The organism is Paenibacillus sp. FSL R10-2736, from assembly GCF_038000245.1.
In the GTDB taxonomy this organism is placed as follows: domain Bacteria; phylum Bacillota; class Bacilli; order Paenibacillales; family Paenibacillaceae; genus Paenibacillus_AQ; species Paenibacillus_AQ phytohabitans.
In genome coordinates, this window is the sequence record NZ_JBBOBN010000001.1 from 6464521 (window position 1) to 6485097 (window position 20577).

Here is a 20577-nt window from a genome sequence, read left to right on the forward strand (position 1 = left end):
CTTGTGTTAAATTCGGCGGATCTGGCAAATCCGGCAGCATAGCTAAATTCTGTAAATAGTATGCCATTATGATATAATTAAACCTTGTAAACATCAACATAGTGACCGCTGGACCGGCACTCCCGTCTGGTAGAATCGCCATCTTGAAGCGGATGGATTATTCTAAGTATACGCCGTGTTCCTGAATATTTGATTAAAAGACCGTAACCAGAGAGAAAGGAAGAGTTCCATGATTACATACGTCATACTCGGAGTAACGTTCCTCTATGCCGTTATTCAGATCTCCTTATACGCTTCACGCCAGCGGAAGCCGCTTACCCGTGAGGACATAGACGAGCGGCTCCTTGCTGCACTGAACGGAGGCGACACTACCCGTGAGTAAGAAGAAACCTGTTACGTTCCGGCCGTTCAAGGCTCCCCGCTATTCCTATGAGAAGCTCCGTATCTGCCGCCGCTGCGGGCGTTACACCGCCCTGGGCGAGGAACGCTGCAGCCGCTGCGGCCGCGCCTCGCTTACTCCCGTGGAGAAGCAGGCGGTATCCATTGCCGGGCGCAAGATGCATACCCGGCTGCTGCTCATCCTCCTGCTGACTCTGGCTTCGGTTTATTTCGGCCAAAGCCTGCAGCAGATGGCGCTAAGCGGTGCCGGCGGCATCGTGATAGCCGGACTGGTCTACTATACGCAGCGAAAAGTACGGCAGAACGAAAATCTGTATGCCCTTAATGAGCTGCTGGGCCGGAACATCCTCAGAATTAAGGAAGATCTGGAGCTTAACCGCCAGGAGGCAGTATCCGTCCTCCGCGAGAATGATGTCCTCGCTTATGAGAAGCTCCGCGAGATCTCCATTCTGCTGCGCGGAGACCGGATCTCCCGCCAGCGCGTAGCCCTGCTGCACGGCTTCCAGCTGCGCAAGGACATGGTTCTGGAGCTGGAGCAGCTGCTGCTGAAGGACTTTGAGCCGCTGCTCGCTGAATATATCGGTGAGATCGCCAAGGTCCGGCCCGATTTGATTAAAGACCGCACCCTCCGCTATGTTAAGAACTACGAAGTGCAGATTCTCGAAATGGACAAAGGGCTGGCTATTCTGACTGTCGTTGCCGGGGCAGCGGTACGCCTGAAGCGTTATGCACTGCTCTATTCCGGGCTGATCGGAAGATATGTACAGGAGCTGCCCAAGGACCGCTTCCTGCGCTTATCCCGGCTGATTGCTGCGAACCCCTATGAGCCGTGGAACGGCCTGGATGCCAAGGTGGCGGAAATCCGCGAGCTCAAGTACCGGTGGGACCCTGAAGTATAAGGATGATAGCTGGCAGCACGCGCAATCCTTATATCCGAATAAAGGGGCTATACTATATGACGATCAAACAAGCATTAACCCTGCGGAATATTATGATCATTCTGTGTATCTTCATGCTGGTTCTGCTGGGACAGAAGGCTCTGGGGATAGAGGACAAGATTCAGACCGTGCGTGAGGCTGAGCGGCTGTATGCTGCAGGAGAGCTCATCGCTGCCGAGAACCAGTACCGGCTGGCAGCGGCAAATACGGCAATCTTATACAAGGAAGAACAGATTAACGCACGGCTTAAAGAGCTCGCTCCCATAACGGCTATACGCAGCAGCCTAAGGGGACTGGTATTAACCCTGGAAGACCAGTTGACGGTCAAGGATTTCACCGGATATATGGAGAGTTATGCCTCCCTGCTCAGCCTGAAGAGCAAGTATATGGTTACGGGAGGACCTTATGAAGTCTATTATCGCCAGCTGTCCGCTGATTCAGGCATTTCGGAGAAGATGACGGCAGGGTTCCGGCAGTTCAAGGAGCAGTTTCTTGCCGGGCTCACGGAGAGCCAGAAGTACGCAGCGAATAACACGAACAGTGCCGGAAGCGCAGAGAGCGTCAAATGGAGCCTGCTGCAAATCCCCGATGCCTATTACGGCGGGGCCGGGGCCAAGGAAGAATTACTGGCTGCGAAATTCGAGGCTCATGACACCGCCAGGCTGAAGGCTCTGGCGGCAGCCGGAAGCTTCCAGCCTATGCTGGACAGCGCCTTATCTATGGAAGAGGCTTATCAAAGCCATAGTTATACAGCGGACTGGATTGAGGATCAGGTTCAGGAAAGTACCACACTTATCCTGAACAAGGACCTGGACGGCGATCGTACCGCCGCCTTCGCCGGACACGCTGTGGCCTACCGCAAGTATGCAGAGTCTGCGGGTATAGCATCCTCTAAAGCGCTGAAGCTGATCGACAGCAGCACCACCAGGCTGCTTCGCGAGGCGGCGCGCCAGGTCCGGGGCGGACAATATGCCGAAGCCATCCGGCTCTACGGGGATCTTAATCCGCTGCAGGACACCTCCGAGGCGGTTGCCGCTGCGACACTCGCCTGGAATACCGCTGAACCGGTACGGCTGCTGCCCGGCGGTGATGTGCAAGGCAGCTATACCCTTACGGCCTCCGTCACCGGACGCTATGGCGCTAAGGTGGCTGTGGCCGGAGTGGACGCCAGCGGCAGGCTGGTCTACGCCGATATGAGCGATGACGGAACCCTCTCCACCCGCACCGGCGGCACCGTTCCGGATGCGGCTGCACTGATAGAGCTTGCTTTTGACGAGTCATTGTCTGTCTATTCAGAAGTACCTGTAGTTACAGCTATAGGCAGCCGAGAGGACGGGCGCCGTACGTTCACCGCCTACACCATTAGGCCCGAGGGGATCTCGCAGCTGTTCAGCTTTGCCGGCAGCGGCTATGAGCTGATGGCAGAAGACGGCTCCATCCGCGTAGCAGATACGGACCTTGCAGACGGTCAAGACGGGCAGACGGCCATTTTCCGCCAAATGAACGGCGTGTATGAGTTCTCGGAAATCTACCGGGAGGTTACGTATACCCCTATAGACGCTACACAGCTGGAGCTTCATCCTTATGAGAAGGTGACGCTCTCCTGTGATGTATATATCGACTCTGCCGGAAGAACGGTCGCCAGCTCGAACGGGCGTTATCTGATTCTTCAAGGTGAAACCGGCGGGGTTACCGGATTAGCTGTCGTCAGCGGCCAGTTCGAGAACGGCTATGACCATGCGCAGACGGATGCCGGCGAGCAGTATGTACCTGTCTTTATTGTAGATTCGATTGGTAGTTTAAACATTCAGATGCCCTGATGCCGCTGATGTTCCGGTCATGCCAGAAGAAGCAAGAGATGAACGGTGATTGTGCCGTTTGTCTCTTGCTTCTTCTTTTTGGGAACCCTAATTCCCAAGTCTAACTGCTGACTGGCTTAAGCACGCCCGGCCTTGGCGGTTTGCAGTTTTCTTTTGCGGCCGAATAAGCGTAAATATCGTTTGCGGGTATACAGCACATCCGCCGATGCCGTCAGGGTATCCTTCACCTCAGTGAGCACCGCCTGCGTTTCCCTCACAGCCTGCTTCATCCGTCCGAGCTCTGACTTCACACCTTCCGATCTCGACTTCGCCTCGTCCAGCGTTTCCTGAACATTCGTTTTGAACTCATCCACTGGTGCTTTCAGCCCGTCCACCGATTGCTTCACACCGTCCAGCGACTGTTTCAGCCCGTTAATGCTGTTCTTGAATTCCTTCAGCGGGTTGCCCATATCGATGCCTCCTAAGTTCCCTTTATCTACATTTACCCAGAATGGAGGGGGCAGCTTCCCGATCGGTTAAAATAAAGCACAGCACTCTTTAATATGTATCAGTTGCCGCGCATTTCCTCCAGCATCACCATGATATCCGTCTCTTCAACCGGAATTGAATAGGAGCCGTCCGCGAAACGTTTCATCTCCCCGATGCCGTCCTGGAAGACGAAGCGTATGCGGCCGCCGCGCACTTTTTTGTCCGTGTACATCTTGTCCATCAGTGCCCTGTTAGCAATAGAATCCGGGATTTCCGTCGGCAAGCCTGCCTTCTTCAGTAATGAGACTACACGATCAGCCTGCTCAGCCGTCATATATCCATACTTCACACCCAGCCTGGCCTGAATGACAAGCCCGACTGCAACGGCCTCGCCATGCAGCAGCTGGTAGCCACTGAGCGCCTCAAGCGCCCGGCCCGCCGTATGCCCCAGATTCAGAATCTGCCGCAGGTTGCTCTCATGCTCATCCTGTTCTACCACTTCGTATTTGATCCGGCAGTTCGTCAGCGCGATATGCCCGCATACATCCGCATCCAGGATAAGCCCGCCCTGTTCTGAGATGACCCTGCCGATATTCTCCTCCAGGTAACGGAAGAATGTCTCATCCGCCAGGCAGGCATGCTTAATCGTCTCCGCCAGACCGCTGCGGAACTCACGGGCCGGAAGTGTGTGCCATGCTGCCAGGTCTATGTACACTTTGCGGGGCTGGTGGAACACGCCGATCAGGTTCGTGGCGACAGGTGTATTCACGCCGGTTTTGCCGCCGACAGAGGCATCTGCCGCTGCCAGCAGAGTGGTTGCATAATTCAGGGCAGGGACCCCGCGGCCAAAGGTGCCGGCCAGAAATCCCGCCAGATCCGTTACGGCTCCGCCGCCCACGGCAATAATGCAGCAATCCCGCCCGTAGGCCTGACTTAACAGCTGGTCTTCCAGCAGCGCCTTGGTTTCACGGTTTTTGGAGCTCTCTCCGGCCGGAAAAGAAAATAAATCCGCCTGAAAGCCGCTTTGCCGCAGCAGCTCCAGTAAGGGACGGCCATATAGCGGCTCGACCGTAGAATCGGTAATAATGGCGAACTTGCTTACATCCGGCAGAAGTCCCTGCTGCAGATCGCGGATCAGGGAACCGAACAGATTCTCACCAATCTCTATATTGTAGGAGTTATCGACTACTTTTTTGAGTACCACTTCAAAGCTCTTAGACATGAACTCTGCCCCTTTCCTGTTCAACTCTCTTCAATTGAATCGTCTCCTTCATTTGCGGATCATCGTCCGGTAGACGAATTTGGGCAGGGCGGATTGTCTGCGCCAGCGTGATTTCTGGCCTTTGGCAACGGGTGCGAACAGGAGCCTGTGGGCCCACTCCAGATTTAGCTTTTTCCAGATGGCCGGTGCCGGCTTCACTTTGCCTGAGATTACGTCCAGACTACCGCCTACGCCAAACACTAGCTTAATCCCGCTAAGCGCATCCTTATGCTTATACAGCCATTTGTCCGAGTAGGGAGCGCCCATCGCAAGAATGAGAATATCCGGCTTGGCCTGCTGAATACCGGCGATAATTCCTGGCTCCTCGTCTGCGGTAAAGAATCCGTGATGCCTTCCGGCGATCTTCACCTGCGGATAGCGCAGGGCGATTCTCTCCACCGCTTGTCCGCTGGTCACTTCATCCGTTCCGAGGAAATAGAAGCTCCAGCCCCGCTCATCCCCCTTCGCAAGGAGACTCAGCAGCAGATCGTAGCCGGTCACCCGCTCCGGAATGGGATTTCCCTGTCTTCGTGCTGCCATTACAATCCCGATCCCGTCTGGCACGATTAGATCCGCTGAGCAGATGATCTCGCGGAGTCTCCCGTCCGATTGACTGGCCAATGTAATCTCCGGGTTCGCTGTAATCAGGTGAAACAGCCCTCCCTGTCCGCCCCCGATGTGGCTGTCCAATAGCGAGGTTGTCTGTTCAAGCGTCAGCTTGGAGAATGGAACTCCGAGAATGGAAACCTTGTCCTTCATCTTTTCACCTGTCCTTCCCAATCCTGCAGAATGGCCCACTGCACCCGCGGCTCTCCCAGAACCGAATGCATTGAACTGGTATAAACCAGCTTGTTATGTATCCCTGTTGCCAGATAATGAGCTACTACTTCTCTGGTCGAGGCGGTTACCGGACATTGATTGAGCGAGCCGCAGTCCTCCCGAACGCCCTCAATATCCGCCATCCTCCAAGCCAATGCCGTTCATTGTTAACTTTTATGTAAGTAGGCTATGAATCTCATAAGATAACCATATATTTACACGGGCGATTCCACCATACCAACATCGGTATTTCTTTTCAATGCAGAAAATTACTTTAGCCGGTTATGCCTTCTCCGCATCCGCGGACGCAAAGCTCCGGATGCTCCCGCCATGTCATTTGCCGATGGAACAAACCATTTTAAGAAGCGGGACCTCCTTCTTGTTTCAGCACGAAAACCTCTGCCCGGCGGGCAGAGGCTCCTTCTTATTTATAGGGTATATGCAGTTGTTCCGCCCCTTTGCGCTTGCTGCTGTGACGGAAGGAATACAGCTGCCAGACTGAAGAAAGACCTACGGCGGCTGCACAGACTACGAACACAGCCAGATAGCTTCCGTTCGGACTGCCTCTGCCGCCAATCATCAGTCCGCCTGCCGCCGTGCCGAACATCATGCCAATGTTGCGCGACAAGGCAAGCAGGCTGCTGACCCGGCCAAGCTGCGATTTCGCCGCCAGTCCCATAACAATACTTGTGTTAGGTGAAGTAATCATCCCCATTGCGCAGCCGAGCAGCATAACCGGCAGCACCATTGCACTTGTCCTCAGCACAGGTGAGCCGAAGCCCAGCGCCAGCAGCGTGACACTCATCAGCAGCAGTCCGGCCGTAAGGATACCGAGCGGCCCTTTGCGGTCCGCGATGCTCCCGCTGACAGGAGCGGTCACCACCAGCGCCAGCGGATATCCGATCATGATCAGTCCCACCCAGGCTGGCTCGGCCCCCGATAAACGCAGTAGCGAGGGCAAAGCCAGCTGTGCGGCGAAGGCCGCCATATATGTGATAACCGTAATGGCGATGCCTGCGGCAAAGCTCCGGTTAGTGAACAGGCTGACACCGCTGTCCGCTGGCGGGAATTCACCAAGCGTGCGCCTCTTATCCCTGCTGCGGGAGAAGCGGGCATGTGCCGTATAAGCGCCCGCCATTCCCGCTGAAGCCGCCAGCAGCAGCAGCACAGGCGGAGACAGGAAGGTGGAGCGGCCGCCGAGATCGAAGGCGATCATCAGCGAGGAGAGACAGGCCGCAAACCAGGCGGCTCCGGCGAGATCCAGCCTGCCTCCGGCCGTTTCCGTATCCCGGGGAATCAGCCTGTGCGCAAGCATGCCTACGCCCGCCGCCACTCCGGCCAGCAGCCAGAAGTTGCTCTCCCAGGTGAACCACTGGATCAGGAAGCCGCCCAGACCGGGGCCTGCCATGGAGCCGGCAGCGACGAAGGTGCTCATCAGCCCCAGCGCCCTGCCCCGCTGCCCGGGTGGAAATACAGAGACAATGAGGGCCATATTGGTCGCCTGATACATGGAGGCTCCGGCTCCCTGCATGACTCTGAAGCCAAGCAGCATGGCTTCGTTCTGGGCAAGCGCACAGCCCAGGGCTCCCGCCGCAAAAGCGAACAGACCCAGATTATGCACCTTACGGCGGCCGAACCTGTCTCCCAGCCGTCCCATTACAGGCAGCAGCACCGAGATCACCAGCAGATAGATACTGACGATCCACTGGGCAGAGGCCACCGGGAACCGAAGATCAGCCGCAATATCGATGAGCGAAATATTGAACATACCGGCAGACAGATTGGACAGAAAGGCCCCGAGGCAGATGACCACCTTGACCGCCGAATGGTTCACAGCTTGTCCTGAAGACCTTACCGGTAAATTCATAACATCCGCTGCAGGGCGGGCTGATTCCACATTTTCCAGCTTTCTTCAATGTCTGCGGCTGAAGCTACCACGCCGAAGTAGCCCTTCATGTTCTCCAGCGTCATCTCATGAGCGGCCCGGGAATAGGAAGCACAGGCGTCCTGCACCATCACAATCTGATAATCCAGCATGAAGCCGTCCCTTGCCGTCGACTCCACGCACACATTGGTGCTCACTCCTGTCATAATCAGGGTTTCGATCCGCTGCGAACGGAGCACAGAATCGAGGCGGGTATTGATAAAAGCACTATACCGGTGTTTATTGACAATAATCTCCTCAGGAAGCGGGGCCACCTCGTAGAATTCAGCCCCCCAGCTTCCTCTGCGGCAGACCCCCAGCGAACCGCGCCCGGAGCGGGAAGTCCAGACGGGCGAATCGGTCGCCTTTTCATGGAAGGTCTGGATATAGATCACCGGCACGCCCTGTGTCCTCGCTGCCGCGATCAGCCCATGCAGCTGCGGCATCATCTCGCGTACGGCTGACACATCATTTCCGCCAGCGGCAAGTGCTCCTTCCTCATGGCAGTAATCGTTCTGTACATCTACTATAATAAGTGCGGTTTTATCAGGCATAATCAGATCGGCAGTTAATTCCATCATCTTCACCTCTTTAGTTTTTGAAGGCTTATGGCACGACGCTTAGCTATTTCACTGCTATGTTGTTCACAAACTGCATATCGACCAAATCCTCGTAGGTGTATTCGCCTTTGTAGATTCCGGTCTTAATCATCACGTTCATGTCCTTATCCAGCGCCTCCTCGGTAATCACACCATCCGGACTCCAGAGCCGATCGGCATACGCCCGGTCAAGCGCAGCTTGTGCCGCTTCATCGGATAGTGTAGGGAATTCAGCCTTCAGGACACTCATCGCCAGAGCTTTATCCTCCTGGATGGCCTTCAGTGCTTTCACAACGGCGTTAACCGCCTTCTGCACCGTTTCCGGGTCCTTCTCCAGTGTCGACTTCTTCACGCTCAGCACAGAGTAGGCATAGTCGCCCATATCATGGAACTTGTAAAAAGGTTCTTCCCAGACCCCCTTGGCGATCCCGTCACTGATCTGCGGCTCGGCGCCGTTCGCAATATCCGCCGCACCCTGCTGAACCATCGCCACCACGGTGGAGCCATCCGCCGGTTCAAGCAGCCGCACATCCTTCTGCGGATCAAGCCCAAGCTCCAGGAGCAGATATTGGGTCAGCAGGTTCGGGGTTCCGCCATGCCGTCCGGCATTCAATTTCTTGTCCTGCAGGAAGGCTTTCAATTCTTCATCAGAACTGCCCGCAGGGGCTGTCCCTTTCTTGGCCATCAGATAGACATTCGCACGGTTAACCACATTGCTGACTGATACGATCGGGTCAGAGTTGCCGATATTCGCCAGTGCATTGGATTCCGGACCGCCGATGACGCCCCAGGCATCCCCGCTGACTACCGAAGTCACATGTGTGCCTCCGGCAGCCTGCAGCATCTCAACCTCAAGCCCTTCATCCGCAAAATATCCCTCGCGCTGCGCCACGTACAGCGGCAGATAACCTGTGTAGTGCAGCGGCTCGGCAATGATCAGCTTCTTGAGTTTCCCCGCTTCGTTGCCGGCAGCTGCGGCTTCAACTTCAGCATTACTTTTACCGCTGCAGCCCGAGAGCAGGATCATTACAGAGGCAAGCAGGACGGCGGACAGCTTCACTTTGGTTACATTCATCATCAGATTCTCCCCTTTATCTTATATAGGATTGCTTAGGTCTCAAGCCTTCTTCATCCCGTATCCCTTGGACAGCCATTTCTCCAGCAGGACCACTCCCGCATACATCACCATCGACAGAACGGACAAGACTACAACTCCCACCCAGACGAGATTGATATCAAGGATCGTACCGGCGTAGATCACCATGCGGCCAATCCCATGGCTGGAAGCGATGAATTCCCCGACAATCGCACCGGCCAGCGAGAGGGCAATATTAATCCGCAGACTGCTGATCATCCAGGGCATCGCCCAGGGAATGACTACCTTGGTAAATACCTGATGGCGTTTCGCGCCCAGCGAATACATCAGCTTCTCCATATCCTTGTCCACACTCTGCACGCCGCTGTGCGCCGATAAGGCGGCAACGACTACCGTCATGGCAAAAGCGAGCGCCACCTTGGAGAAGAATCCGATGCCCAGCAGAATCACCAGCACAGGAGCAAGCGCCAGCTTCGGCATGGCATTGAGCAGGATCAGGAACGGTTCACTGATGCCGGCGAATCTGCGTGACCACCAGAAGGATAAACCGAGCAGCGATCCGATCAGGGTTCCGCCGATGAAGCCCAGAATCGTCGAGCTGGAGGTATAAGCGATATCCTCCAGCAGAGTACCCTGCGTCACCTGTGTCCATGTTGTGCTGAGAATCCGTACCGGGCTGCTCCAATAGTATGAATCCATCCAGCCGATCCGCGTAAACAGCTCCCAGCAGAGCACGATCAGCAGCCCGACCGTCAGCCGCCCTATTCCGACAATCCGCTGTGTCCGGCGCCTTGCACCCTCTTCATCCACGATGACGGGTTCCTTCTGCATTTTCTCAGGCTTGACCGAATGGATTGGGGCCGGCTCCAGCTTGTGAATTACATACCCTTTCTTTTGCACACTCTCCATAGTTGTTCTCTCCTTCTGTAAGTTTTGTAAGTTCTACGAGATATGGGCTGCCGGCTCCTCGCCTCCGCCTGACAGCAGGTCCAGCAGATGGGCTTTAAGCTCCATAAATGACGCAGATACCGTATCCTCCTTATGTCTCGGGCGCGGCATATCCACAGAAATCTTGGAGATGATCCTGCCCGGCCGCCCGGAGAAGACATAGATGTCATCAGACAGGTAGATGGCTTCATCAATATCGTGGGTGACGAATAACACCGTCTTGCGGAAATCCTCCCAGATCTCCAGCAGCCAGTTCTGCATGGTCAGCCGGGTCTGGGCATCCAGTGCGCCAAAGGGCTCGTCCAGCAAAATAATATCCCGGTCGTACAGCAGCGTGCGGAGCAGCGCTGCCCGCTGGCGCATGCCTCCAGACAATTCTGCCGGATAATGGCCGCCGAAGCCCTTCAGTCCATAACGGTCCATCAGCGGCTGGGCCCGGGCTACCGCTTCCTTACGCGGCACCCCGCGGATCTCCATGCCCAGAATAATGTTATCCAGGATCGTCCTCCAGGGGAGCAGCATGTCCTTCTGCAGCATATATCCGACATATCCGGTCTTGCCAACGATATCCTCACCGTCAGCAAGCACGCGGCCGGTAGACGGTGGAATCAGTCCTGCTATGATATTGAACAATGTGGATTTGCCGCAGCCGCTGGGGCCGATTATACTGACAAATCTGCCTTGCTCTATAGAGAGATTCGTCTCCTGCATGGCGATAATCTCCTGGCCGTCACGGCGGAACCACTTGCTTACACCGGCAATCTCAATCTTTGCTTTCATAGAATCAGCTCCTTATTAGGTTTAATAGCATCGGCAGCCGGGATGAACTCGGGACAAACAACAGATAAACAAAAAGCCGCCAGTTTTAGACACAGCCCCAGAGGGCTAATGTCCGAAAACTGACGGCAGGCCGGCTCTCCGGAAGATCAGAGTTCCAACGTAACGTTCAGGTAATGCTCGAGGTCCTTCTCCAAAATTATGATCGTACCGGAATACTCGGTCTCCACATCATAATCTTTAAGAACGGCCTTGATATTCACTTGAAATTCATCCAGAAATGCCTGCTTGATTTCACACTTGAATACTTCATGCAGTACCAGATTAATCTGGCGGCTTGCCGTGGCATCATGGGTATCCAGCACCTTCAGTACGGGCACCCGGCTGTTAATGGATAGAATAATAATCTTGTTCCCCACGAAGTCGACCTTCTGCTGCTTGACGCCGGCGTTAAACAGCTTCTTGTTGATTTCGTTATAAATCCTTAAAATATCCTGTTTCCATTGTCCGGCGGAAGCGATCATTGCGATCACACCTTCATAGCTATTAATAATGTTACATTATGTCACAAGTACGTCAACAACTGCATCATTGTCCACCGCTTATACATCATTATAGATAAAAAGGTAGAGTTGTCAATAAATTTACGTAAGATAAATTAACATGTTAATTAATATTTCGGATTATATGTAATGTTAGTTTACACATAAAAAGATATCATCCTAAATATTTACAAAATAACGCTAATGAATTACAATCATTACGTAACTACGTAATTACATAATTTCGAAAGCAGGTGTCTTCCTTCATGACCCGTGACTTAAGCAGCGAACTGGATACGCTGAAGCAGCAGGTTGCCGAACTTCAGGCGGCCGTCCAGCATTGGAACACTGAGCGGAGAAGCTTGGCAGGCCATGCTGATCCGCCAGAATCTGTGAATTCAGCCGCAGAAGCGGGGCTGCCCGGCGCGGGACGCGGATCTGTATTTTATTCCGGCCATACCCGTCTTAACGGACAAAGCTACCGCTGGGAGCCCCATGAGCGTCCGATGGAACAGCTGCTCGAAGTGAACAACGAGAAATCAGCCAAAGTACTGGCGGCATTAAGCAACCGGCAACGGCTGGACATTCTGAAATCCGTCATTCAGGAGCCGCTTACGGGCACGGAGCTGGTGGAACGTCTGGGCATGGGCACTACCGGCCAGCTGTATCATCATCTCAAAGCATTGACTGGCGCAGATTTATTAGTGCAGGAGAACGGAGGCCGTTATGCCTTCCCTTCCCGCCGCCTCCTCCCCTTCCTCCTGCTGCTCGCTTCGGTTAGTACTCTGGAGGATACAAGCGATTATATGGACACGATGAGAACGAGAAATAACGCGGGGATTTATTTGGGCCCTGCACAAAATTTCGATGTCCATCACCTGCTGTGGGCCGTTATCGAGAATCCGGTGATGGAGCATGCGGCCGGATATTGCAGCGAAATCGGGATATTCCTGCACGATGACGGGAGTGTCACCGTAATGGACAATGGACGGGGAATTCCGGTAGCGTCTCTGCCGAATTCCAATATGCCAGCTGTTCAATCCATACTGACCGATATTCATAGATTTAATGGAGACGGAGCTTTTAAGGTCCCCGGTGCAGAGCAGGGGATCAGCATTGCCGTGGTCAACGCCCTCTCCGGCAGACTTACCGTTGATATCCGGCGCGGCGGCAGAATGTACCGCCAGGAATATAGGCATGGTGTGCCGCAGTCCGGACTGATGACGGTTGGAATCGCGAAGGATACGGGGACAAGTGTGACTTTTAAGCCGGATCAGGAATTTCTGGGCACAGGCTTTGAACAGGCACGGCTGAATGAACACAGTGCTGAGCTGATGAAGGCATATCCGGGGCTCTCCATCTTCGTTAACAACTAAACCGGGCAAATGAAATGAAAGGAGACTGCTGCTATATGTCAATTGAAACGATCTATAGTCATGAGGATACGCTGAGGATGCTGGACTCTCTTTTTCGGGAAGAAGGGCAATGGTGGGATCAGTTCTACGGGGACCGGAATAAAGGGATTCCTTTCTTCAAGGATAGTCCGGATGAGAATTTGGTTGAATACGTAAGTGGCGGGCATATTACACCCGGCAGGGTGCTCGAATTAGGCTGCGGGGGCGGCAGAAATGCGGTTTATCTGGCTCAGCAGGGCTACGCCGTGGATGCCATTGACATCTCTCGGGCAGCGGTAGAATGGGGAAAGGAACGCGCCCGCAAACATCAGGTGGAGGTGAATTTCGCCCGCAGCAATATTTTTGACCTAAGCCTGGAGCCAGGCAGCTACGACCTCATCTATGACAGCGGATGTTTCCATCACATCTACCCCCACCGGAGAGTTACCTTCCTCGAATTGGTGAACAGGACACTTAAGCCTAGCGGGTATTTCGGACTGGTCTGCTTCGCCGCCGGCGCCATGGGTGCGGAGATCACAGATTGGGAAGTGTACCGGCAGCGGAGCCTCCGGGGCGGACTAGGCTTCACCGAGGATAAGCTTAAGAGCTTCTTCAGCGGTTTGGAGCTTATAGAGTTCAGACGCATGCGCCAGATGGATCAGAAGGATGTGCTGTTTGGTGAAGCTTTTCTGTGGACTGCCTTGTTCAGAAAAAATTAACGGAGTACTTGTCCTTTTTCACATCTACTCCATGTCAGGCTTGCCGTAAGTGTACGGCTCATCTACTCTATCGTTGATGCATTATACTCGGTTTTTCGCATACATTCCGCTCATTTACCCTATCGCTGGCACCTTGTATTCGGTTTTTCGCATACATTCGGCTCATCAACCCTATCGTTAGCACAATGTATTCGGTTTTTCGTATACATTCGGTTCATTTACCCTATCGCTGGCACAATGTATTCGGTTTTTCGCATAGCATTCGGCTCATCTCTACCTGTCTTTCTCTTAAGCCCCCGCCGAAAGGATCGCCGTACGTAGGAGTGCCGCTGCTCTCCGCTTCCGACTATCCGGAATTTCTCCGTGACTGTGTACCGGCTTTCCGCCGCAGCAGTGCTGTAATCCAAGCCACCAGGATAACCAGTGCGATCCCGCCAGCCAGAATATAAGCATTATAGAACAGGTTGTTGGTATATTGATTGATCCAGCCGAAGCGGAATACGACGGAATCCTCATCTCTGGTGAAACCTCTCAGATGTACTCTCAACGCATCGACATATCCGGTTTCCAGCCAGATGGCGAGCGGCAGCACAATAAGCGCTGAGACGGCAATCAACAGACTTGGTATGCTGAATACGGATTTCATCCGGAATAATCGGTAGAGCACCATGCCCGCACTGCACAAAAGAATAATGCCAAACAGCCATCCCGCCGCAAGCATGATAATTCCCGGATTGCCGTTGCCGGATATCGTTCCGCCGGTTTTATATGTGAATGTCATCCCATCCGTCAATACTACCAGGATGATGTTAATCAGCAGCCATATCAGCAGTTTCCGCCAACCCTTGCCCATATCCATTCTCCCCTTTCCATAATTAAAAAAGGCTGAGTGCCCGTTATAGATGCGCTCAGCCTGTCTCATGCAGCCTATTTCCTTCTATTCCACCCGTTCTGTAAACAACCGGCCGGCGTAGTCACTGATCAGCTCACGCATGGCCAGCTTACTCCGCCATTCTGCCGGTATACCATCCAGCCCGTAATACGCTCCGGCGATCTGGCCGTAGACCGCCCCTGTGGTATCGGCGTCATTGCCCAGATTCACAGCGAGCAGTGCGCCCTCCGCAAAGCTGGAGGATTTGTGAAAAGCCCACAGTGCCGCCTCCAGCGACTCTACTACATACCCCGAGCCTTGGATATCAGGCGGCTCCTTGATCCGGTAGGAGCCATACTTAATATTCAGCATATGCGGCGTCAGGCTGTCTTCATTCAGCCAATCACGGTAAGCCTCCGGGACCAGCATGTCCTGCTTGCTCCACCCGTGCAGTCCGGCAAGGATGTACGCCGCGAGCAGACGGCAGGCATCCAGACATTCAACTGCGCCATGCGTCGTTCTTGAACTGAGCGCCGCATAGCGGATAGCTTCTGCAGGGTTCTCTGCGTAGTACATGACCACCGGCGCAAGCCGCATAATGGAGCCGTTCCCGGCAGAATGAGGATCCTCCGATCCGCTGAACCCTTCGCCGCCGGCTTCGAATTGATGCAGCGCTGCGCGTGTCGCATTGCCGATATCGAAACATTCGCCGGTACTGCTGAGCTCTCCTTCGCGGTACCACTTCACATAACGCTGCATCTGATCCACAGGATCAAATGCCTGCTTCGTAAGCAGACTCTCCGCAAGGCAGAGCGCCATTGACGTATCATCGGTCCACTGTCCCGGCTGGAGACCAAATACCCCGCCGCCGACAATATCCGTAAGCGGCTCAAAGGTTCCGGGTGCTTTGAACTCAGCGGTCGTTCCCAGCGCATCTCCAGCGGCCAGACCCTGCAGGCAGCCCTGGTAGCGGTCAGCATTCAATGTCATTTGGTTTCCCCCTTTTTCCTCCTTCTTACGCTTGCAGCTATACTATTGCTGATTAGAGCGATTACGGAGTACATGATGCCATAGAACAACGCACCGCTTCCGTCAAACAACACGTAGATGGATAACACGAACAGCGGCAACGGCAACAGGCATACCAGCAGGTTGAAGCCCAGCTTAAGTCCCGAATCCGCAGCAAGAATCAGCACGGCTGTGGGATTCACCAGAACCAGCAGCAGCAGCCAGCTGCCAAGATCCTCCATTACCCCGGAATCGCCGCTTTGAAAATACGGGATCACCAGAAACAATACAAGATAGACTACAGTGTGAAGCAGAAGCTTGCGGGTTAATGGCGTCAGGCTCAGTTTATTCACCGGGATACTTAAGCCCCCATTGTTCACGCACACCGTCCAGCAGCTTAAGAATCGCAACGGACTCATCCAGCGTCATCACCGGGCTTTCCGTCAGCCCTGCCTGGAGACAACGTCCCACTTCCTCAGCTTCAAAAGAATACCCGATCGAAGCACGGTCATCCTCAAAGGTCTCCACCAGCTCCCCGCCGATATACAGCTCAGCCGATTTCGGATTTACCAGCGTGCCTTTGACCACGATATAGCCTTCAGTTCCATAGACATAGGCTTCTTCATGCAGCTTCAGGCGAATCCCGCCGTTCAGGGAAGCCGACTTGCCATCCCCATAAGACAGCAGCAGGGAGAAGTGCTCGTCCACACCAGTCTCGCCGATATGTACGGTGCTGGAGACGGCTTCCGGGTGAGGTCCGAATACCATCGACGCGAAGGAGATGGGATAGATACCGACATCCAGCAGGGCTCCGCCGCCAAGGGCCGGGTTCAGCAGACGCCCCTCCGGATTCCAGTCCGCGCGGAAACCAAGATCCGCTTTGACCAGCCGCACTTCGCCGATGCACTCCGCTGCGAGCCATTCTCTAACCTTGGCATTGGCCGGAATATAGCGGCTCCACATAGCCTCCATCAGGAACAGCTTCTGCTGGCGGGCATACGCCACGATTTCTTCCAGCTCTGCACTGTTCACGGTAAAAGGCTTCTCACAGAGCACGGCTTTACCGGCACGCAATGCGAGCAGCGCATTCTCTTTGTGGAACGGATGCGGCGTTCCAATATAAATCGCATCCACTTCAGGATCGCTGACCAATTCCTCGTAGGTGGCATATGCCACAGGGATGCCGTGATTTCGGGCAAACTCATCTGCGCTTTCCTGCGTGCGCGATCCAACCGCATAAGCCACACCATTGCTGGCATGTGCCAAATCTGTAGCGAACTGATGGGCGATCCAGCCTGTGCTGAGAATGCCCCATTTTATCGTGTAAGCGTTATCTTCTGTCATTAGTTAAATCCTCCTCTTAAATGAAACTTAGTCCCTATGATTCTTTGAACCACTCATCACTAAAGTGACGAGATTCCTAAGTACGGAAACCTAATGGCTTCTAATTGATTAGGCTATCCCCGTAATTCCCACGGTTAGAAGTCTTATCGCTTCATTTTTAAGATTTAAACTTGCGTTAATATCTCGATCGTGATGGCTTCCGCATTCTGGACAATCCCATTCACGTAAGGCAAGATTCTTAACGTCTTTATTTTTATATCCGCAACTTGAACATCGTTGACTGCTTGCGAAGTTCTTGGCTACGACTACAACCTGTTTGCCGTAACATTTTCCTTTGTATTCAAGCATCCTTCTGAATTGCGACCATGACACTTCGCTAATCGCTTTGGCAAGGTTACCATTCTTAAGCATATTGCTTATGGATAAATCTTCAATACCGATTACATCGTGGCTTTTGATGATCTCGGTTGAGATTTTATGCAAGTAGTCGCTTCTAGCATTGGTTATGTGTTCATGTATACGTGCAACTTTCTTTTTTGTTTCTGATAGTTCTTGGATTCGGCAAGAGGACGCTTTTGCGTAAGCGCCAACTCCTGTCTTCTAGAAAGTATACGTTGTGCATCGGCTAGCTTTGCTTCCAGCGTACGAAAGAATTTAGGGTTGCCAAATACGGTGCCATCCGACAAAATCGCAAAATCCTTCACCCCTACATCTATTCCGACTTCTTTATTCGTTTGTTGAAGGGGCTCTACATTCGTTTCTACAAGAACAGAGACAAAGTACTTACCCGAAGGATTACGTCTAAGGGTCACATTTAAAATACGCCCTTCTACCTCACGACTTTTCGCAAAGCGAACGAGCCCAAGTTTCGGCAACTTTATCTTATTGCCTACAAGAGCAATGTTTCCATTCGTGAAATTCGTTTGATAGGACTGGGTAGGATTCTTTTTACTTTTAAATCTTGGAGCGTCATTCTGCTTCTTGAAGAAACGTTTAAACGAATCATCTAGGTTTCTCAACGCATTTTGCAGTGAAAACTTATCCGGCTCTCTCAGCCAATCGATTTCTTTTTTCAGATTCGTGAGTTCAGAGCAGCAGGAAGCGTACGTTAATCCCCTGCCTGTTTCCCTGTATGCTTCATTCCACTGGTTCAGAAAGTGATTGAACACAAAGCGACTACATCCCATCGTTTTTGCAATCTGTATCTGCTGTTCTACGGTTGGGTATATACGGAATTTGTACGCTTTATGTGTTAGCAGGGTTCTCACTTCACTTTCTGATTTTGAATATATTCCCGTATCTGCTTCTCTGTGTTCTCACTAACCGTAGCTACAAAGTAAGAGGGATTCCATAGATGACCGCCCCACAATTTCTGTTTAAGTGGAGGAAACTCTTTGAACAACAATCTTGCTGACACTCCCTTTAAAGCCTTAATCATGGAAGGAATGGCGTGTTGCGGTGAACATTCTACCAGCAAGTGAATGTGGTCGCTGTCACTTTCCATCTCCGCAATCTCAAAGTGGTTGTCTAATGCGATTTGGCTAAGGATTTCTTTAAGTCTTATCTCTACATCATTGAGCAATACCTTATGACGATATTTTACGCACCAAACAATATGATACTGGATGGAGAATACATAACCTCGTCCATACTTAATCTCAGACATATGTAGTCACCTCTTATTCATCATAACATATGTCATTAAAAAAATCGGTTTTTTCATTGATAATAAGGCATATAAGTTATTTTTCAATCGAACACATGTCGGATAATTAATATATCATAGACATGCCTTATCCGAAGTTTCCTAACTTACGACTAAAGTCACGAGTTTGCGAAAACTAATATATCAAAATGTGCCTGGTGTGTACATGATGCCCGCTAATCGCCACCTGCCGGGTCCATACGGTCAACCCCTGCTCTCCACCTGCAGCAGCAGAATCCGGTCCTTGAATCCGCCGCGGCGCTCCGCTTTGTCAGCACGGATCTGTTCCAGAATACCGCTGTCCCCGCCATGGGTTACCGCCAAGGCCCGGATTACTTCCAGCAGATCCGCCAGCTCCTCCAGCGCTTGTCCGTCATTGTCCTCCCGTAAATACTCAGCCAGCTCCTCGTGCAGCTTCGCACGCAGCTCCCCTATGTATTCCTCCTCGTCCATAATTCTTGTCCTGCAGGTCTGCCCGTTCGCCGCAATCAGCGCCGGTATTCCGTCACGCACCAGTTTCGGATAATCAGCCAATTTCATTGTCTCCTTCGGGATGTATTGAATTTATAGACATATTTATGTACGATCACCGGATGAATCCAACTACAAATCATAATCCATTGAATCAAACATAATCCATTGAAGCTACCATAATCTATTGAAGCTAGCTCATACTTCAGAAGTGAAGCAATATCACCAGCAGTCACACCAATTTCCCTTTGTTCCGCCGGGCAGTGCCGCCTTCGAAATGGAGGGTGAATAGTTTGTTCCGGACCCGCAATAGGGCATAGAGATTTCTCCTCTAGTACACCATCAAATGTTCAACAAATCAACTCATCCGCCGGTGAAAAGGACTGAGAATCCTCTATTCCAGTTAATCAGATGTATTTGCTGGCCAAACGGACTCAGAATCCGTTAATTGATGGTTCACACCCTATCGGGCATAAAAAAACAAGATAAGTGATTCTCAGTCCGCTTGAGCTCCATAAAGAGGATTTTGGAAGAAATAACGGCTTCTCAGTCCGGTTCATTCCATATAAAGATAAAGGCACTATATAGATTGAACCGGGAAAATTCCACTGTGGGGATTAGCCGTGGCTGCAGAGAATGTTTGACTTCCGGCCACTGTTAGGTTTGTATATATACCCGAACCAAAAACTCTCCCCGCCAGCCGCGAATCCGCAGTGACGGGGAGAGTTTCTTATAAACAATCTAATCCTATATTATTTGCTCAGTACAAGCTCCAAACGCACCTCAAGGTTATTCTCGGTATCCAGCACAATCGAATGCGGATTGCTCATGCCGAAATCTTCAAAGGTAACCATGGTTGTTCCTGACAGCATAAGCTGTCCGCCGCTGTATACGGCTTGCGAGTCAAACGTAACGTCCTTCTCTATCCCCTTGACTGTCAGCGTACCCTGGAGCTCAACCGGCACCGCTGTGCCCTCCGTCCATTCCTCCGGAAGCTCCGAGAAGGAACTCACGGTAAATGTGGACTCCGGGAACTCCGTCACTGCCAGGAAGTCTGCTCCCTTGACATGCTCGTCCCGCTGGCCGTTGCCGGAATCCAGCGCACTCATCTCTACGGTCCCCTCGCCCGTCATCGAGCTGGCATCCTCCAGGTTCACATTCCAGTTTCCGGTAACGGAAGGGTCTACGAAGTTAACAGTTTCTTTGGAAGTTGTCACTGACCAGTAGACTTTGGACGTATCCGCAATGCTCCAGGCACCGTTCAGCTGCTCTGCCGTAACTGCAGCACCAGTCGCTGCCGCCGCGTTTGCAGTTCCCGCCTCCTGGGTTTCAGTTCCCTGATTCTGCGCAGGAATAACAGATTCGATCTCAACATTATTGCCCAGGCTATTGTTAAGTAACATGAATGCTGTGATGGCTCCTGCGATAACGACTACGGCTGCTATTAAGGCGATTGTTTTCTTCTTCATCTTAT

Annotated in this window: 22 protein-coding genes and 1 pseudogene; 5 read left to right on the top strand and 18 right to left on the bottom strand. The window is 52.6% G+C overall.

The annotated features are described in order from the left end of the window. Positions 1–229 precede the first annotated feature (229 nt). Genes NSQ73_RS27665 through NSQ73_RS27675 form a run of 3 tightly spaced genes read left to right on the top strand, consistent with a single transcriptional unit; the run spans position 230 to position 3157 of the window. Positions 230–382: a hypothetical protein gene (locus NSQ73_RS27665; protein WP_171720579.1), complete on the top strand. Its 153-nt coding sequence runs from the start codon at positions 230–232 to the stop codon at positions 380–382. Then, positions 375–1298, top strand: coding sequence for a hypothetical protein (locus tag NSQ73_RS27670; protein WP_076247337.1), 924 nt, complete (start codon positions 375–377; stop codon positions 1296–1298). Before NSQ73_RS27665 ends, NSQ73_RS27670 begins: the two co-directional genes overlap by 8 nt. 56 nt (positions 1299–1354) lie before the next feature. Beyond that, the gene (locus NSQ73_RS27675) at positions 1355–3157 is read left to right on the top strand and encodes a hypothetical protein (protein WP_340989081.1); all 1803 of its coding nucleotides are present in this window, start codon (positions 1355–1357) and stop codon (positions 3155–3157) included. 116 nt (positions 3158–3273) lie between these two features. On the opposite strand, the gene NSQ73_RS27680 is transcribed toward NSQ73_RS27675, so the two are convergent. From NSQ73_RS27680 to NSQ73_RS27725, 10 genes are all read right to left on the bottom strand, one after another. Then, complete coding sequence (locus NSQ73_RS27680; protein ID WP_340989083.1) at positions 3274–3606, bottom strand: hypothetical protein; 333 nt, start codon at positions 3604–3606, stop codon at positions 3274–3276. 98 nt (positions 3607–3704) lie between these two features. Further along, positions 3705–4847 (bottom strand): 3-dehydroquinate synthase, encoded by a 1143-nt coding sequence (gene aroB, locus NSQ73_RS27685; protein ID WP_340989084.1) that lies wholly within the window; start codon positions 4845–4847, stop codon positions 3705–3707. Between the two features lie 48 nt (positions 4848–4895). Then, positions 4896–5645, bottom strand: coding sequence for a WecB/TagA/CpsF family glycosyltransferase (locus NSQ73_RS27690; protein ID WP_340989085.1), 750 nt, complete (start codon positions 5643–5645; stop codon positions 4896–4898). Beyond that, positions 5642–5848 carry a hypothetical protein gene (locus NSQ73_RS27695; protein WP_340989086.1) on the bottom strand — a complete coding sequence of 69 codons (207 nt, stop codon included), beginning with the start codon at positions 5846–5848 and terminating at the stop codon, positions 5642–5644. The genes NSQ73_RS27690 and NSQ73_RS27695 overlap by 4 nt, the downstream gene beginning before the upstream one ends. Before the next feature lie 281 nt (positions 5849–6129). Beyond that, positions 6130–7572, bottom strand: coding sequence for an MFS transporter (locus NSQ73_RS27700; protein WP_340989087.1), 1443 nt, complete (start codon positions 7570–7572; stop codon positions 6130–6132). Then, entirely contained in the window at positions 7569–8207 is a 639-nt protein-coding gene (locus NSQ73_RS27705) for a cysteine hydrolase family protein (protein WP_340989429.1), read from the bottom strand. The genes NSQ73_RS27700 and NSQ73_RS27705 overlap by 4 nt, the downstream gene beginning before the upstream one ends. Positions 8208–8253: 46 nt before the next feature. Next, positions 8254–9303 (bottom strand): ABC transporter substrate-binding protein, encoded by a 1050-nt coding sequence (locus NSQ73_RS27710; RefSeq protein WP_340989431.1) that lies wholly within the window; start codon positions 9301–9303, stop codon positions 8254–8256. A gap of 42 nt (positions 9304–9345) precedes the next feature. Then, positions 9346–10155, bottom strand: coding sequence for an ABC transporter permease (locus NSQ73_RS27715; protein ID WP_373604790.1), 810 nt, complete (start codon positions 10153–10155; stop codon positions 9346–9348). Positions 10156–10266: 111 nt separating this feature from the next. Further along, a complete protein-coding gene (locus NSQ73_RS27720) occupies positions 10267–11052 on the bottom strand; it encodes an ABC transporter ATP-binding protein (RefSeq protein ID WP_042210734.1) in 786 nt (261 codons plus the stop codon). A gap of 146 nt (positions 11053–11198) precedes the next feature. Next, a complete protein-coding gene (locus NSQ73_RS27725) occupies positions 11199–11573 on the bottom strand; it encodes a Na-translocating system protein MpsC family protein (RefSeq protein ID WP_171720587.1) in 375 nt (124 codons plus the stop codon). A gap of 284 nt (positions 11574–11857) precedes the next feature. Here NSQ73_RS27725 and NSQ73_RS27730 point away from each other — a divergent pair, with 284 nt between their 5' ends. Together NSQ73_RS27730 and NSQ73_RS27735 are read left to right on the top strand one after the other, a co-directional pair. Continuing rightward, the gene (locus NSQ73_RS27730) at positions 11858–12967 is read left to right on the top strand and encodes an ATP-binding protein (protein WP_340989089.1); all 1110 of its coding nucleotides are present in this window, start codon (positions 11858–11860) and stop codon (positions 12965–12967) included. A gap of 35 nt (positions 12968–13002) precedes the next feature. Next, complete coding sequence (locus NSQ73_RS27735; protein WP_340989091.1) at positions 13003–13704, top strand: class I SAM-dependent methyltransferase; 702 nt, start codon at positions 13003–13005, stop codon at positions 13702–13704. Between the two features lie 346 nt (positions 13705–14050). On the opposite strand, the gene NSQ73_RS27740 is transcribed toward NSQ73_RS27735, so the two are convergent. The 8 genes and pseudogenes from NSQ73_RS27740 to NSQ73_RS27775 form a co-directional block, all read right to left on the bottom strand. Beyond that, positions 14051–14557: a hypothetical protein gene (locus NSQ73_RS27740; protein ID WP_340989093.1), complete on the bottom strand. Its 507-nt coding sequence runs from the start codon at positions 14555–14557 to the stop codon at positions 14051–14053. Between the two features lie 84 nt (positions 14558–14641). Beyond that, positions 14642–15565 carry an ADP-ribosylglycohydrolase family protein gene (locus NSQ73_RS27745; RefSeq protein WP_340989094.1) on the bottom strand — a complete coding sequence of 308 codons (924 nt, stop codon included), beginning with the start codon at positions 15563–15565 and terminating at the stop codon, positions 14642–14644. Continuing rightward, positions 15562–15936 carry a hypothetical protein gene (locus NSQ73_RS27750; protein WP_340989096.1) on the bottom strand — a complete coding sequence of 125 codons (375 nt, stop codon included), beginning with the start codon at positions 15934–15936 and terminating at the stop codon, positions 15562–15564. The genes NSQ73_RS27745 and NSQ73_RS27750 overlap by 4 nt, the downstream gene beginning before the upstream one ends. Then, positions 15929–16927: a Gfo/Idh/MocA family protein gene (locus NSQ73_RS27755; RefSeq protein ID WP_076247175.1), complete on the bottom strand. Its 999-nt coding sequence runs from the start codon at positions 16925–16927 to the stop codon at positions 15929–15931. The genes NSQ73_RS27750 and NSQ73_RS27755 overlap by 8 nt, the downstream gene beginning before the upstream one ends. A 108-nt stretch (positions 16928–17035) precedes the next feature. Beyond that, positions 17036–18186, bottom strand: a pseudogene (tnpB, locus tag NSQ73_RS27760) (IS200/IS605 family element RNA-guided endonuclease TnpB). Between the two features lie 5 nt (positions 18187–18191). After that, positions 18192–18593, bottom strand: coding sequence for an IS200/IS605 family transposase (tnpA, locus tag NSQ73_RS27765; protein ID WP_042232763.1), 402 nt, complete (start codon positions 18591–18593; stop codon positions 18192–18194). 243 nt (positions 18594–18836) lie between these two features. Continuing rightward, positions 18837–19166 (bottom strand): nucleoside triphosphate pyrophosphohydrolase, encoded by a 330-nt coding sequence (locus tag NSQ73_RS27770; protein WP_340989098.1) that lies wholly within the window; start codon positions 19164–19166, stop codon positions 18837–18839. Positions 19167–19855: 689 nt separating this feature from the next. Further along, positions 19856–20572, bottom strand: a complete 717-nt coding sequence (locus NSQ73_RS27775; protein ID WP_340989099.1) for a YceI family protein — start codon at positions 20570–20572, stop codon at positions 19856–19858. Between the last annotated feature and the right edge of the window lie 5 nt (positions 20573–20577).